We start from the raw sequence: 15,572 nt of genomic DNA on the forward strand, positions 1-15,572 counted from the left end.
CCGAAAAATGAGTGCGGTTGAACAGTTTTGATACTCTTCGAAAAAAAGAACCAAATGCCATTGGAAGGGAAAGTTCGACTCGCCTTCTCTCTCGTCGCCGTCCTTATGCTCGGAGGTTTCCTTTTTTCTTTCTGGATTTTAACGGAAAGGGAGAACGCAGCAGATCGGATACACCATACTTACGACGTACTTAGAAAAATCGACCGCGTAAAGGAACTGACGCGCGAAATCCGTTTTTTTTTCGAAGTAAATACTCCGGAGAGCAGGATCCAGAGGACGGCGATCCTTAACGACCTAGAATCGGAGCAGAATCAACTCTCGAAATTGGTAAGCGATAACAAGGTGCAAATCGCAAGAATCGATCTGATCGTTAATGAAATCGGGAATTTAAAAACGCGCGATCTTGGCCCGAATAACACTGCGCTTAAAAAACTGGAGGAAATCCTTTCGGAAATGAACGAAGAAGAACTTCGTTTATTAAAAATTCGGAATGAAACCTGGCAATCCTACATTGTGAACAGCTATCTAACGCTATCTACGTTATTCTTCGGAAGCCTACTCGTAATAGCGGCCAGTGTTCACTTGATCCGAAAAGACATAGGTGGAAAAAAGCAGATCACCGATCGATTGATACAAAGCGAGTCCAGACTCCTCTCGATTCTGGACGGACTCCCATCGGCCTTCACTATGCTTGATACGCAAGGGCGGATCCTATATCATAACCAGGTTTTTGCGAGAAAATTCCTGGATCCTACCTACGAGAACGCTCTGGACCTGGCCAAATTGTTCGGAAGGGAAAAGTCCGCCTATATAGAGAGAATGTCGGAAATGTCCCTCTCTAAGCTCTCCCCCATCGAATACGAACTTGATTTGCCTATCAAAGATACGATCCGTACGTTCCATTGCATCAATCTCCCTTTGATGGATATAGAAAAAAAACCCTACGCTATTTGTGCGTTGTTTACGGATATAACGGTCCGGAAAAATTACGAGGACGATCTTAAGAAAGCGAAGGACGAATCGGAAAGAGCCAACCAAGCCAAATCGGAATTTCTCGCCATGATGAGTCATGAAATCCGGACACCCATGAACGGAGTCATCGGGATGACGGAGTTACTGTTGGACTCCGGAATTCCGGACGAGCAAAGGGAGTACGTGGAGATCATACAAAAAAGCGGGGAAAGTCTTTTAGGCATCATAAACGACATATTAGATTATTCTAAAATAGAATCCGGCACTCTCAGTTTGGAGATCGGTGAGTTTTCGATGCATACCGTCGTGGAGGAAACTCTGGACCTATTCCGCTCCAACGCGGCGGAAAAAGGGTTGGATCTGATCAGCTACCTGGATCCGAACGTGCCGGAAAAGGTCATGGTGGATAAGTTAAGGCTCAGACAGGTTCTGATCAACCTCTTCGGAAATGCCCTAAAATTCACCGAAAAAGGGGAAATATTCCTATCGGCGGAACTTTCCAGGCGCGACGGAAATCTTTGTACGATCTTGTTTTCCGTTCGCGATTCCGGTATAGGAATTCCGAAAGACAAACAGAAGGAATTGTTCAATCCGTTTTATCAAGTGGATACGAGCTCTACCAGAAAATACGGAGGCACCGGATTAGGGCTGTCCATCTCCTATCGCTTGATCGAGATGATGGGAGGAAAAATTTGGCTCGAAAGCGAAGTGGGAAAAGGAACGATCTTTTCCTTCGAGATCCAGGTGGAAAGCGTGGCTTCCGACAATAAGACGATCTCGGAGCCGAGCCATCCGAGCCTAGAAAACCGAAAAGTGATCATTCTCGACGACAATTCTACGAACCTGAAAATCCTAGCTCACCAATTGCAGTCTTTGGGTTTGATGACCTTTTCCGCGAGTTCAAAGAAAGAGGTCCTATCGTTACTCGAAATGGGAAGCCAACCGGAATTGGCGATTTTGGACTACGATCTTCCCGATACGACGGGAATAGAGATCGCTCAGGACTTGCGAAAGCGGAATTTTCTTTTTCCGATGATCCTTCTCTCTTCGTCCGCATTGGACGCGAAAGAGAGAGAGGAAGTTCTTCGTCTTTTCGTAGGCCAATTGAGTAAACCGATCAAGAAACGGGAATTGGAGGAAATCGTGACGGACATTCTCGTCGGAGGAGGGGAAAAGGGGAAAGCGAACCAGACTTCCTCTTATTTGGAAAAGCAAAAGGAACTCCTACAGAATACTTTTCCGTTCCAAGTGTTGGTCGCGGAAGACAACGAAATCAACCAGGCCTTGGCCAAACGGATCTTGCAACGGCTGGGCTACGAACCGGCCTTGGCCGTAAACGGTAAGGAAGTCATCAATCTCTTGAGAGAAAAGAAGTTCCATGTGATCCTAATGGACGTTCATATGCCCGAAATGGACGGAATCCAGGCCACTCAAATCATCCGAAATACTTGGTCCCAAGAAGACCAACCTTATATCATAGCGATGACCGCCGCAGCCATGCAAGGAGATAGGGAAATCTGTTTACGTGCGGGAATGAACGATTATGTTTCCAAACCGATCGTATTCGAAGAACTCATCCATTCCTTACGAAAGGCGGGAAACTCACTCTTCCCGAAAGCAAAAACTTAAAAATCGGTTTGCCGACGGGAAAAATTTGCCGATGAAATAGATAAATGGAATTTCCCTAAAATTCCGAGGACAAACGCGCTCTCGACGAAAAAGAATATGATTCGGAAACGTTTTCTATTTGTACTTATATTCTGCATTCTTTTACTTCCTGGCATCGGAAATTCCCAGGAAAACGAGAACTCGGATCCCGATACGCGTAAGACCGTCCTCTGGACAGGGGAAGTCTTGGGCGTATATAGAAATAAGGGAAAAGTGAAGATCCGTATCGAGCGGAATTCCTACTTCGCAGATCGTGACGAAGACGAAATCCGCGCAGTGCTGGATGTGGGCAAAAAATTTCCGCTTCTCCGAAAACCTAAAATGGAGGAGATCGGATCCTTTTCCGTCGAGACCGTAGAAATCGAGCATGAAAAAAGAGGTCGCAAATCCCTACCGAGTACGGTGGAATTAAGAGGATCCTTTTCCCTAAGCCCAAACCTACCGGATCGTCTTTTGTCCGCCGGGATTCTCGTCGGACATTTTGGAAAAGAAAAATTTTATCAAGATCCGGCCGTCTTCGATTCGACGGATCTCGTTCGGAATCGGCTCCCGAAAGCCCTTTTGCATCCGAAAGACGGAAAAGAGATGGTGTTGGTCAGTTCGGGTTACGAATCCAACGGAAAGATACTCTATGAACAAATGGGTTATTTCCTTTTCGGCCAGGGAGACGAGCCCTCGGAAGACAGTTACAATCCGAATTTTGAAATTCCGGGAAGGGACACTTTAGAGGAACTTCCTTCCTATTATATGGATAAATACGAAGTTACCAACAAAGAATATTATAAATTCATAAAGGAAACCGGAACTCCGCCACCTTCTCATTGGGAAAACGGGATTTTTCCCAATGGAAAAGAATACCACCCCGTGGTCAACCTAACCTATCGGGAAGCGGAACTTTATGCAAAATGGTCCGGAAAACGGATACCCACCGAATTCCAATGGGAAAAAGCCGCCAGAGGCACGGGATTAACTTGGCGTTTGATGAAAGATGAGAGCTACGAATTCGTTTCGAGCCCTCGCGAGTATCCGTTCGGTTCCGAATACGATTCCGAGTTATGCAATACTAGAGAAAGCGGCAAAAAGGCGACTATCTCCGTTTACAATCTCCCAGCAAAAGGACAAAGCCCTTACGGAATCGTCGGGATGTGTGGAAACGCTCCGGAATGGACCAGTTCTCCCTACCTTCCGTATAAAGGACACAGACTTTCCTCGATCCGATTCGGGAAGCATCTGAAGGTGATCCGCGGAGGTTCCTATAGCTCAGACAAAGAGGAAGCTAAGGTGTACTTCCGGGATTACGGCGGAGTTCCCAACCTCTCTTCCGACAGGAAGGCCGGACTTCGGCTCGTTATCGACGCAAAACGTTAAAGAAGAAACAATCCTGTATCGGGATTTTATTCAGGTCACTCTGCTTTTTAACAAAATTCTGTCCAAAATCTCGGGGGAAAATCGGCTTAAGAACAAACCGAATTTCTCCTTAAACCCCGCCGGATAAAGGTCCCGTTTTCTGGATTCGATCGCTTTCAGAATTTGGCGAGAGACGATACCGGGTTCCAATCCCCGTTTCTGCCCCTCGTCCAGAATTCCGTGAGGGGAACCGTCCGCGGAAAAAGCCTTAATCGAAATATCCGTTTTTACGAATCCGGGAGAAACGGTCAGGACATGAATTCCTGATTCGGAATTTTCCAATCGAATACTATCCATAAACGCCTGAACTGCGTGTTTGCTCGCTGCATATCCGGAACGGTATTGGGTTGCGAATTTTCCTTGAATGGAGGAAACCGCAACCACGTGTCCGTTGGTTTGCCTCAGATCTTTTTCCAGAGATCGATATAGATACACCAAAGGATAATAATTGGTGTTCATAATATCTCGAAAAACCTTTAGATCCGTTTCCGCGGCCAAGGCTCTCATCGTGACTCCTGCATTGTGAATGAATCCGTCCACACTATGGACTTTTTTACGAAACTCTTCTAACGCTTTTTTCAATTCGGATTCGGAAGTTACGTCGGCAGGAAGAACGATCATCTTTTCCGGATGCGAAACGGAATTTTTCAAATCTCTAAGGAATTCCTTTCGTCTTGCGATGACCCCTACGGTCGCTCCTCGATCGGACAATTCTTCCGCCAAGGATCTGCCTATCCCCGAGCTTGCGCCAGTTACTAAAAAAACCTTTCCTTCGAAATAGGAACTCATACCGGACCGGATCTTTAACTCCGCAAAATGATAAGGAAGATTCCCAAAAAAGCAATTCAAAACGGAGTAAAATCCTTTCTGGCTTTGCTCGCCTGAAAAAAACTGAACAAGGGGGAAAACATGGCGCTTTCTCAACTTAAACAAAAAATCCGATTCAAGGACTGCGGTTTCCAAAGACGGTACGAGAGCAGATATTATTGGTTCCCGGAGGAATCCCCACCTTCTTGTCTGATCGAAGTCAGCCAGAGGGATTCCTATCACGATATGAGTCTCTATATGTTGATTAACCTTTCAAACATGAAGATCATCGACATAGACGTGGAGGAAGACAGGGTCCCGTATGAAACCTGTCCGAATGCGATCAAAACCTATTCTTACCTGATCGGAGAGGAAATGTCCTACGGCAAGATTATGAGGAAATTTCCCGAAGATCGTACGACCGGCTGCCTTCATATAAACGAATTATTGCAGAATGCGGCCCAAAGTTTCAGCTCCGCTTACGCTTTTTTTCTGAAGGAGAGGAATTTTCCTCCGGAGTTGGACGAGTATCGTATGTATATGGGAACCTTGGATGCGAAAAGCAGAAGAGAAATCGGTCGCCATTGGTGGATGAAAGATAAGGGAGTACGCAACTCCTGCCATAGCTTTTCCTCCCAACACGAGACTCCGGAATTGAAAGAGCAAGTGAAACCTCTTGACAGTATTACGGCCATGATGGTAAAAGAATTTCGAGGGTCCCGAAAAGACCGGGAATCTCCGTAAAAAGCGGATCTTAGTAAAAAAATCGATCCGTTCAAAACCGCCCGCTTAGCTCAGGGGTAGAGCATTTCCCTCGTAATGAAAAGGTCGCCGGTTCAATTCCGGCAGCGGGCTACCCTACTCTTCCACGATAACCATATTGCACCGGCCAAAGAACGAACCGATTCTTTTGTCTTCGGAAATATTTTGACTACACAATCTGTACCAATACTGGAGATTCGATAGTCTAAATCTTCCTGAGACAATGCGTAGCGGAATTTTACTCCTACTCTTTCTGGCGGTCTTCTATCCCGTAGCCGGAGATCCCGTCGAATCCTGCGACTCCAAACAAGTATGTTACAGCGTCGAATCTGGAGGCTCGGACGGTTCCATTTTTCTCCGAGCAAAATGGCTCCCGCCCGAAGCCTATTTCACGGTCTATCTTACCGTCTCGGGAGAAAATACGGTCACGAATCCGAAGACTCCTCTGTCCGTCGTTCTGCAAGGTCCGGAACATAAAAAGGCCCTGGATTTGATTAAAATCGATCCGGTTCTCCGATTCTCTCCGCAAGTCAGCTTGGTTTCCTATTACGGGAAATTGCACGCTGTCCACGACGACACTTACGTATATCTACTTCCTTATGAAGGAAAGGCTTGGGTATCCGTAGGCTACAATTCCGGAAACGAACACAGAGGGGACGCTGCTCAATCCATAGATTTCCAAATGCCGGAAGGAACTCCTATTCTGGCGGCAAGAGACGGAACAGTGGTGGAAACGGAAGATAAGTTTGAAGAAGGCAGAATAGATCCTATTCTCATCGATAAGGCCAATCGAGTCATCATCGCTCACTCCGACGGAACGGTCGCCATTTACGGCCATCTAAAAAAATCGGGAGTTTCCGTTTCCGTAGGTCAAAAAGTGATCGCAGGGACTAGGATCGGCTTTTCAGGAAACACCGGTTACACAAGCGGTCCTCATTTGCACTTCGAGGTTTATGCTCCGGAAGAAAACAGGAGAAAGAAATCCTTTGCGACCTTATTCAGAACCGAATCGGGGGAAGCGGAATTTCTAACCGAAGAAAACGCTTATTGGTATCCGGAAAATAAGAGATTTCCCGGGTTTCCGGTCACGGATTTAGGTCAACTTTGTATCAGTAGCGCCCGTCCTCAAACGGGCTCCGATCCGGAATGTTTGGAAACGGTACCTGTCCAAAAAGATTTCTACTTGTCCATGCCTATTTATAAAAGCGGTCCTTACGAATTCGAAGCCAAGTTATTCCGTTCCGGAGAAAAAAAAGCAGTGTTGGAGTTTTCGGACAAGATCCCGGCCGGAGTCACTTCCGTTTCCTGGAATTTTCCGCCGATAGCGATAAAAGGCAAGTACACTCTCCGCATTCGTCTCGGAGAAAAGGAGATCGGGGACAAAACGTTTCAAATCCTTCCTTGACCGGACCGCAAGAGACTATAATAAGGAACGGTCCATGTCCAATTTTATCATCATAACGATCTGCTTCACGGCCGGAATGATGGTCCGTCGCTGGGGAACGTTTCCGCCGAATTCTCATCGCGTTCTGAACTCCTTCCTCATCACGATTTCCCTTCCCTGTCTGGAATTTGTTCCGCTCAGGCATGCCTCGCTGGATGACAATTTTTTAGTTCTAGCTTCGATGCCCTGGTTTCTTTTCGGAATTTCTTTTCTTCTCTTTTCTTTTTTAGGAAAACGTTTGCACTGGGATTTCTCCACCAAAGCCTGCCTTTGCCTTTCCGCCGGATTGGGAAACACTTCCTTCCTAGGCATTCCGCTCGTCGAAGTTTTTTACGGAAAAGACTCGGTTCCGACTGCGGTGGTAATCGACCAATTGGGTACCTTTTTGACCCTTTCGATTCCGGGAACGTATCTAGGAACCAAGGCGGCAATGGCGGCTAGTTCCGGAAAAAGTTCCACGGATCTTTTAAAACGGATCCTCTCATTTCCGCCTTTTTGGGGAATGGTGATCGCTTTGCTAAGTCGACCCTTTTCACTTCCTCCGGAATTCGAGAATGCGATTTCCAAAATCGGAGATACACTGACTCCGTTAGCTCTTTTTTCCGTCGGATACCAACTTATCGGAATACGAAAACTTAATTCGGACCTTCCGGATGCCGAAAATTTCTCGGGAGCAGTACGGGCGCCGTTGGCATGGGGTTTGGTTTATAAACTGATCTTGGGTCCTCTTTTGGCTTGGCTCGTATTCGGCGGTTATTATTTTATGATGGGTTCCGATTTTGGACAAAACGTTGCTTCTATCCGCCTTCGCGACTTTAAGATACTGGTTTTGGAAGCGGGAATGGCACCGATGATCACCGGAAGTCTGCTGGCGGCGGAGTGGGGATTGAATCCGAGGTTATCGGTTTCTTTAGTCGGAATCGGAATACCGCTTTCCTTCGTTACGACGCTGGGATTGTATTGCCTCCTGGAGAAATGGGCGTGGATTGGAACGATCTCTTTCGTGCCGTAAAAACAGGAAATAACGGAACCCTGCGCGCCCTGTTGGAGGAAGCGACGACTCGGGACGGGTATTCCGAAGAGTTTCCGGAATTAAGGGATTCCTACGGTTGCGGTCTACTTTACTGGGCCATCAAAGAAGGAGATAAGGAAGCCGCAAAATTACTCTTGGAATACGGAGCGGATCCGAACGAAACGAGTTCCCGGGGAGAGACCGCGCTTTTGATCGCCCTGGAATCCGAGCTCCCGGAATTAGCCGAGTTGGTTTTGAAATACGGAGCGGATCCTTCCCTTCGCGATATGGACGGGAACACTCCCTTAACGAAGGCGGTTAGTTCCGGAAAATTAGCTTTGGTAGAATTGTTATTCGAAGTGCCGGATTCCGCCCCGGATTTTGAGGACCGGAATGGGGAAGGATATTCACCGTTATTACTAGCGATCGATCTGGGAAATTACGAAATCGCGGAATTCCTATTGGATAAGGGAGCCGATCCGAAAAAGAAAAACTCGGAAGGAAGAACCATTCTTCATCTCACCGCCTTACATAACGATTTTGAAATTCTGGATCTGTTTTCGGAAAACCAAGAAGTCAAATCCCTTTTGGAGAATAAAGACCAGGACGGAAATACTCCGCTATTACTTTCCGCGCTATACGATTCCGTAGAATGCTTGGATCGATTGCTGAAATGGGGAGCGGATCCTCTAGCTCGAAATTTGGGCGGAAAGTCGGCAAAAGAAGAAGCCGATCGCATGAAATTCCATCACACGTTAAAAACCATAGATACGGCAACGACCCAGCTCTTCTTTAAAGCTGCGGAGGAAGGCAAGTTGGATATCGTCGAAAAGATTCTGAGTAACGGATACCAAGCGGAAATCCGAGATTCGGTCGGTCGGACACCCCTCCTACTTGCCGTTCGCTCCGGAAAGGCGGAAATCGCCGATTTGCTGGTAAAGAATGGAGCGTCCCCGTATTCCAAAGACCAGGAAGGAAACTCCCCTCTCGCACTGGCAGAACAATCCGAAAGTCCGATGTTACACCAAGTTTTTAAACAATTTTTAGAATCGAAGGAAGGGGATTCTTAAATCAATCTGATTCGTTTTAGGATTCGTTCCAGCAAAAGATCCGGATCGGAATGAATTTCGATACCGTCCCTAGTTTGGGAATCCAAAAACCCTTCCCCGACCATGTGATTCAGTTGGTTCAGCAAAGGTTGAAAAAAACCGTTCACATCCAGAAGGCCGAGAGGTTTGGAGAATACTCCCAACTGGTTCCAGGAACTCACCTCGACGAGTTCTTCCAAAGTTCCGATACCGCCCGGCAACGCGATGAAGGCCAGGGATTTTTCGTACATGAGTAACTTTCTTTCGTGCATAGTCGGAACTAGAATCAATTCGGTAATATTCTTATGCGCGATTTCCTTTCCGGAAAGAAACTCCGGTAAAACTCCCGTCACCCGTCCGCCTTTTTCCATCACGGCATCTGCGACGGTTCCCATCAATCCGGATGTTGCTCCCCCATAAACCAAATCGATTCCTTGAGAGGCGATCAAATGACCGATGAATCTTGCTGCCTGCTGGTACTTCGGATCCGTTCCGGGTCTCGATCCGCAAAAAACGCAAATGGCAGGTCTCATTTCCGGGCCAGATTGTCTCTTCTGCCATAGAAGGCAACCGGATTAATAGAAACGGGGCGCCTCCCGATCCAGAAGCGTACGACCGTTCAGATTCACTTCCACCGGATCGGGATGGATCAAAACTTCCGTATATGGAAATTCTTCTTTGAGTTCGTCCAGAATAGAATCCAAAATCTTATGACTTTCTTCCAAGGTAAGATTCTTGGGCATTTCCAAATGAAATTCCAAGAAACGCCTTTCTCCCGCGGAGCGAGTGCGGAGATCATGATAACCGAGTACCTGAGGGGACCTACCTTTTACCACTCGCAAAATGGAATCCCTGTATTCATGGGAAAGATCCCGGTCCATCAGGATATCCGTACTTTTTTTAAAAATTTCCCAGGCACCCTTTAAAAGATAAAGAGAAACCACCGCACCCGCGAAAGGATCCACCCAATCCCAACCCGTTTGCATGGCCAAAGCCACCGATAGAAGAACCAGTAGGTTTCCCAACAAATCCGAAACATAATGCAAATGATCCGCCGAGACCAAAAGAGATCCGGTTTTGCGGATCACCGATCTTTGGTACAAGACCAAAAGGGTGGTCAAAACAAGAGAAACCAACATGACGTACAGGGAGGAAACGTCGGGAATTTCCGCCTTCGGTTTCAAAAAATGCTGAGCCGCATGGAAAAGGATCCAACCTCCGGAAACGGCAACCAATAAACTCTGAAACAATCCCGCGATAGCCTCCGCCTTGCCGTATCCGTAACGATGCTCCGAGTCCGCAGGTCTGGCCGCCTGATGCAACGCGTATAAATTCACGGAGGAAGTGAGGAAATCGAGACCGGAATCCAAAGCGGAAGCCAAAAGCGCCAAGGAACCTTGAGAAAGGCCGACCCACAACTTTAGGACGGCCAATAAACCGGCAGTCGCCAGAGAAAATACTCCGGCAAGAATTTTGATTCTATTCGAGGAAGGATTCATGACTTCGTTTCCGCCCCAACACTTTTTCTTTATGTACATATATCCTTTCTTTTTTAATTTCCCAACCCAAAAAAGGATTGGAGTTTCTATTTGGAAGCTTAGGCTTCCGAATTACGAAAACCGAAGAGGTGATCTTTTGAAATCAATCCTAAGAACAAGTCTCGTTTTGCTCTTCTTCCTATCGATAGTCTCTTTCTCGTCCTTGGGAGCCCAGGGTTCCGCGGACAAAATTCCGGATCCGGACGCTTTGGAGCGGGAGGCGGACGATTTGGAATACAAGGCGGGACGTTCCCAAAACCAGGACGAACGCAGAAGATTGGCTCAAGCGGCCGTAGATAAAAGAAGGCAAGCGATCGAAGCGAGAAACGCCATTCAGGACCGGGAATTGAGCAAACCGTATACGGCAGGAGTCTTTGAATTACAATCGATCGCCATGCAATCCACTTGGGCTTCGGAAACATTGGCTAGGGATCGGAATATAGGCGCGAATACGACGAGCGCATTGCTCGGTTATTCGGGCGTGTACCAAACCGCTTCGAATAGTGCGAATTCCTTAGGAGTCAATCCGAATCTATTGAACAATAACTTCACCGCGTATTCCAATCCGCAGGGAAATTCCAGAACCGCATATCCGGTGCGTCTGTCTTATCTGAGTAAAAACAAGAATTTCGGAATGGAATTGAGTTATCTGGATTTCAGGATTAAACCCTCTTATACTACCTTCGATGGAGTGCACTCTTCTTCGAATCTTTCCGCGATCCAGTTCCATTCTCCCGAGTACAAACGAGTGGATTATTCCTTCAATTTGGCTTGGTATTTTCCGACAGGGACCGGGGCCAGAATCGGACCTTCCCTAGGGGTCAGGAACATCGATATCTATTCCAAAGAGTACGGAAATATTCCCGGAAATTACGGATTCGGTTCCATGAGCGAGAAAGCCGGAGGAATCGGTCCCCAAGCCGGATTCCGGATTTTCAAAAATCTGACCGCGAATCTTCTCGCCCATCTTCGCTTCGATTATTTTAGAACATTAGGACATTATGATAGAAACAGCACCGGTACGATTATAGGCTTAGGAGGAAATCCGTATCTACTGAACACCGGATCTACGAACACGGTAAAAGACAATTTGCTCTCTCGGGTAGGATACGAAGTGGATGTGGGAATTTCCCTATTGAGGACGAGATGGTTAAAATTTACCGTCGGATTTCAATATACGGAAATGGTTTCCCGCGTCAGCGGATACAATTACAATGCTTCCGTGTTCGGTGGAACTCCGGGAGATAATCTATACCTGAACCAAGTATCCAAAACTTTGGACCAAACCTCCACCAATACGGGCCTGCAAAAAGACGTTCACGATAAATTTTACGGATTTTATCTGGGGGCTTCCCTGATCCTTTGAAACGCTGAAAAGTCGTCGCTAAGGACGACTTTTCTCTTCACAAAGCCGGACTCGTTTAAGCGATTTGCTGTTCCGGAACGAATCCGGACTTCTCCATCAGATAAAAAGAACCGAATAGAGTGGGAATGTAAATCGCGTCTCCTAGCAAGGAATTCTGGAAAAAAGGAACCGCTGCGATATAGCAAGTCGCCAGTCCGTCCGCATCCAGAGAGTACATTCCGGAAGTAGCCCAAACGAAAAAGTTGGTCACTAGAAAAAAGGCGCTCGAACCTAACAGTCCGGTAATCGCCAACGTTCCTATGGAAAGGCGATTTTTCAACCATCGACCCGCTAAGGCGAATAATACGAACATTCCATAGACCACGGGAACTAAAGCGTGAAATCCGATGAAAGCATCGCTGAGAGCCATAATCGCTAAAGGTAAAAGAAGAGAAACCCAGCGATTTGCAAAATAAACTCCGCCAAAAAGGGATACGGCAAGTATCGGACTGAAATTCGGGGGATGAGGGAGGAATCGGCTTACAACAGCTAAAACCAAAAGAGAGACGAGAACTATATTTCTAGATGGAATCATGGTAGTTTCCATACAGTGGATTCGCAAACGGCCTCGTCAATCAATTCAAGATCGTTTTTGTCGGGGGAAAAAAGGTAGGAATTCTTATCGGCCTACCGAGCCTATCCTCTATGCAGGCTCCGAACCCTAAAGACTATACCGATTCTCTGTCTTATCTTCTAGATATAACCGCTAAACTCAGAGGACCCGACGGTTGTCCCTGGGACAAAGAACAGACGCACCAGACCTTGATTCCCTACATTCTCGAAGAGTCGCAAGAAGTCGTCGATGCCCTACTGAAGGAGGACGACGAGCATTCCAAAGAGGAACTAGGGGACCTGCTATTTCAGATCGTTCTGCACGCGCAAATCGCTTCCGAACGGGGCGCGTTCACGTTGGAAGATATCGCCAAAGATGTGGCCGAAAAATTAGTACTTAGACACCCTCACGTTTTCGATCCGGAAAGCGCAGGATTCGGATCCTCGAATGAAGTGGTCGCAAATTGGGAACTTCTGAAACAAAAAGAAAAACAAACTAGGGGAAAAAAAGAAACGGAACCTTCGTCCATTCTCAAAGAGGTTCCTGAGTCGTTTCCTTCCTTGTTGAAGGCCGAAAAATACCAAAAGAAGGCTTCCAAAGTCGGATTCGATTGGAAGGACACGCGCGGAGTGGAAGAGAAACTTAAGGAGGAACTGGAGGAATTCCTAACCGAAGTCAAGGCTATGCCCGACGTTTCCTCAAACCAAATCCGGATAGAAGAGGAATTGGGGGATTTGATTTTCAGTATCGTAAATCTTGCCAGAAAACTCGGAATTTCGGCGGAGTCTTCACTTACGAGAACCAACCGAAAATTCAAACGGAGAATCGATTTCATACAGTCCGAATTGGCAAAACATGGTAAAATCTTCGCGGAGACTCCATTGGAAGAATTGGACGAGTTGTGGAACGAAGCTAAGATCTCGGAAAAACGGACCGCCTCCGATCAACTAACCGAGAAAAAAAATCTTACTTCGGATGCGATACGGGAACTCTCGCCCTATTTTCTCTGGAAAGAGAAAGAGACTTCCGAAAATGATTGGCCTAAGGAATTCTCTTTTCACCATAAATCCGAGGAATATAGGATCGTGTTTTCAGGATTAGGCGCGATTACCCTGCTTCCCGCAAAGGACCCCTGGGGAAGGAAAGGACAACCTATCTTCTATCTCAATTTGGAGAATAAAGAACCGGGAAAGGGAATTTGGACGGATTTAGAAGGTAAATCCTTTCTAAGCTCCGATGAGATCCATCTTGGAATCCTTTCAGCCATACGCTCCTATAAGGAAATGATAAAATAATAGGAAATTTTTTGTCGTTTCATCATGAATCCGACATCAACTTTACGTAATTATCCAAGTCCTTTTTTTGTCCGGAACGTCGGATTTTATCGTCGATTTTATATATGGGAAAGAAGGCCGTAACAGGCGGATCTCAATTAGGGGAAAAGACCCCTCCCAATTCGGATCCCACGCGGAGCCCGCTAAGGGTATTAGCCGTGGATTCGGGCAAGGTTGCTCGTAAGTGGATCATCTCCGAATTTAAGGACCAGGGATTTCAGATTTTCGAAGCCTCCGGTCTACAAGAAGCATGCCACTTGACATTCATGGAAAAATTCGACGTGATCACCGTAGGGCTTTATTTCCGCGAAGGAACGGGTTTCGATCTTTGTCGTTCGATCCGTAAGAACAGGATCGACGGAAAACCGTTTGCATCCTGCAATGCAAAAATACTTTTTATCACTTCGGAATACAACGATTCGAACCGTATCAAAGCCCATGACGCAGGCGCGGACGGATTCTTGGAAAAAAAACCGGATTTAACTCCTTTAAAAGGAGCGCTACAGCTCATTATAAAAGATTTAAAGAGCGAGATCCCGTCGACGGAAAATACTTCGATTCCGGATACCTCGCGGTTGAAATCCGTGCTGATGGTGGACGATTCGGAACTAAACCTGGTGCTTTCCAAGAGATTATTGGAATCCAAAGGCTTAAAGGTTCAAACGGCCATTTCGGGAGAGCACGCATTGAGAATTCTTTTGGAAGATCCCGAAAAATACGAAGCGCTCTTGACCGACATGTACATGCCCGGGATGAACGGCAATTTTCTTTGTACTCGAGTGATGCAGGAACCGAAACTTTCCGGTTTAAAATTAGCGATCGTTACCGCTTCGAACGAACTGGATTCCGAAACCGAACAAATCCCTTCTAACGTGAAAATTCTGATAAAACCTTTCGACGCGAACGAAATACTCGATTTTATATCCGCCGATTAGGGAAGAAATTCTAATCCTACCAGGACATCGGGAAAGCATTCTTTCCGAATGTCCCCTTCCATTTTAGGTAATTTGGAATACCAACTCTTGTCCTCGTATTGCAGATCCACCCAATAAAAATAAAGGCTGGCTTCCCCGAGTTCGTTCTCGATTTTGATCTCGGAAAAATCCTTTTTCAGATCCCCTATCCTTTCGAAAGTTTCGTTGTTTTTCGTTTTGTAATGCACTTCCCAGGGTTCCGCTCGAAAGGGAGTTCCTTGCGGATTCGGTTTTCCGGGATTCAATTTCCAGCTTTTGATCAAAATTCTGGATACGTCTTCGTATTTTAAGGTTTTTGAATATAAGACGTTTTCTCTTTTATGCTTAAAGGAAAACTCCTTCGGAGCGGATTTCCAAGTCCCGACGATGGTTCTCCCGTCGCAAAAGAAGCCCTTTATCTTTGGTCCTTCGGAAGCACCGTTCTGCCCCGAAGCGGAACCTGCTTTGCCGGACTCGCCACGGACATCCAATGCCGGTTCGGTGGGCAATACGGGTTCTTTTGGTAAGGGAATTTTTTGGGCGAATATGGACCCAGCAAGGAATATCGAAAAAAGGAGGAGCCGATGCGAGCCCCTCCTTTTCCCGTTTTTGACGGAAGATTGATCCAT

General features: G+C 46.6%; 14 protein-coding genes and 1 tRNA gene. 10 read left to right on the forward strand and 5 right to left on the reverse strand.

Going from position 1 to position 15,572, the window contains the following annotated elements:
• Positions 1–27 precede the first annotated feature (27 nt).
• Positions 28–2,601, forward strand: coding sequence for a hybrid sensor histidine kinase/response regulator (locus tag EHO61_RS11450; protein WP_246032103.1), 2,574 nt, complete (start codon positions 28–30; stop codon positions 2,599–2,601).
• Positions 2,602–2,697: 96 nt separating this feature from the next.
• A complete protein-coding gene (locus EHO61_RS11455; RefSeq protein ID WP_135813719.1) occupies positions 2,698–4,008 on the forward strand; it encodes a formylglycine-generating enzyme family protein in 1,311 nt (436 codons plus the stop codon).
• A gap of 30 nt (positions 4,009–4,038) precedes the next feature.
• On the opposite strand, the gene EHO61_RS11460 is transcribed toward EHO61_RS11455, so the two are convergent.
• The gene (locus tag EHO61_RS11460; protein WP_135813813.1) at positions 4,039–4,836 is read right to left on the reverse strand and encodes an SDR family oxidoreductase; all 798 of its coding nucleotides are present in this window, start codon (positions 4,834–4,836) and stop codon (positions 4,039–4,041) included.
• Between the two features lie 120 nt (positions 4,837–4,956).
• On the opposite strand from EHO61_RS11460, the gene EHO61_RS11465 reads away from it, so the two are divergent.
• From EHO61_RS11465 to EHO61_RS11485, 5 genes are all read left to right on the forward strand, one after another.
• Positions 4,957–5,598, forward strand: a complete 642-nt coding sequence (locus EHO61_RS11465) for a DUF2889 domain-containing protein (RefSeq protein ID WP_135813720.1) — start codon at positions 4,957–4,959, stop codon at positions 5,596–5,598.
• A gap of 39 nt (positions 5,599–5,637) precedes the next feature.
• A tRNA-Thr gene (locus tag EHO61_RS11470) sits at positions 5,638–5,709 on the forward strand.
• A gap of 130 nt (positions 5,710–5,839) precedes the next feature.
• The gene (locus EHO61_RS11475) at positions 5,840–7,021 is read left to right on the forward strand and encodes a M23 family metallopeptidase (protein WP_135813721.1); all 1,182 of its coding nucleotides are present in this window, start codon (positions 5,840–5,842) and stop codon (positions 7,019–7,021) included.
• 34 nt (positions 7,022–7,055) lie between these two features.
• Positions 7,056–8,072, forward strand: coding sequence for an AEC family transporter (locus EHO61_RS11480; RefSeq protein ID WP_135813722.1), 1,017 nt, complete (start codon positions 7,056–7,058; stop codon positions 8,070–8,072).
• Positions 8,042–9,142, forward strand: coding sequence for an ankyrin repeat domain-containing protein (locus tag EHO61_RS11485; RefSeq protein ID WP_135813814.1), 1,101 nt, complete (start codon positions 8,042–8,044; stop codon positions 9,140–9,142). Before EHO61_RS11480 ends, EHO61_RS11485 begins: the two co-directional genes overlap by 31 nt.
• Here EHO61_RS11485 and EHO61_RS11490 read toward each other — a convergent pair.
• Positions 9,139–9,693, reverse strand: a complete 555-nt coding sequence (locus EHO61_RS11490) for an LOG family protein (RefSeq protein WP_135813723.1) — start codon at positions 9,691–9,693, stop codon at positions 9,139–9,141. The genes EHO61_RS11485 and EHO61_RS11490 overlap by 4 nt on opposite strands.
• Positions 9,694–9,735: 42 nt before the next feature.
• On the reverse strand, positions 9,736–10,659 hold the full coding sequence (locus EHO61_RS11495) for a cation diffusion facilitator family transporter (protein ID WP_135813724.1): 924 nt from the start codon (positions 10,657–10,659) through the stop codon (positions 9,736–9,738).
• Between the two features lie 136 nt (positions 10,660–10,795).
• On the opposite strand from EHO61_RS11495, the gene EHO61_RS11500 reads away from it, so the two are divergent.
• On the forward strand, positions 10,796–12,064 hold the full coding sequence (locus EHO61_RS11500; RefSeq protein WP_246032105.1) for an LA_2444/LA_4059 family outer membrane protein: 1,269 nt from the start codon (positions 10,796–10,798) through the stop codon (positions 12,062–12,064).
• 55 nt (positions 12,065–12,119) lie between these two features.
• On the opposite strand, the gene EHO61_RS11505 is transcribed toward EHO61_RS11500, so the two are convergent.
• Positions 12,120–12,638 (reverse strand): DUF6580 family putative transport protein, encoded by a 519-nt coding sequence (locus tag EHO61_RS11505; protein ID WP_135813725.1) that lies wholly within the window; start codon positions 12,636–12,638, stop codon positions 12,120–12,122.
• 110 nt (positions 12,639–12,748) lie between these two features.
• On the opposite strand from EHO61_RS11505, the gene mazG reads away from it, so the two are divergent.
• A complete protein-coding gene (gene mazG / locus EHO61_RS11510) occupies positions 12,749–13,951 on the forward strand; it encodes a nucleoside triphosphate pyrophosphohydrolase (protein ID WP_135813726.1) in 1,203 nt (400 codons plus the stop codon).
• 104 nt (positions 13,952–14,055) lie between these two features.
• On the forward strand, positions 14,056–14,925 hold the full coding sequence (locus EHO61_RS11515) for a response regulator (RefSeq protein ID WP_135813727.1): 870 nt from the start codon (positions 14,056–14,058) through the stop codon (positions 14,923–14,925).
• On the opposite strand, the gene EHO61_RS11520 is transcribed toward EHO61_RS11515, so the two are convergent.
• Positions 14,922–15,572, reverse strand: a complete 651-nt coding sequence (locus EHO61_RS11520) for a hypothetical protein (RefSeq protein WP_135813728.1) — start codon at positions 15,570–15,572, stop codon at positions 14,922–14,924. The genes EHO61_RS11515 and EHO61_RS11520 overlap by 4 nt on opposite strands.

The organism is Leptospira fluminis (genome assembly GCF_004771275.1).
Lineage (GTDB): Bacteria > Spirochaetota > Leptospiria > Leptospirales > Leptospiraceae > Leptospira_B > Leptospira_B fluminis.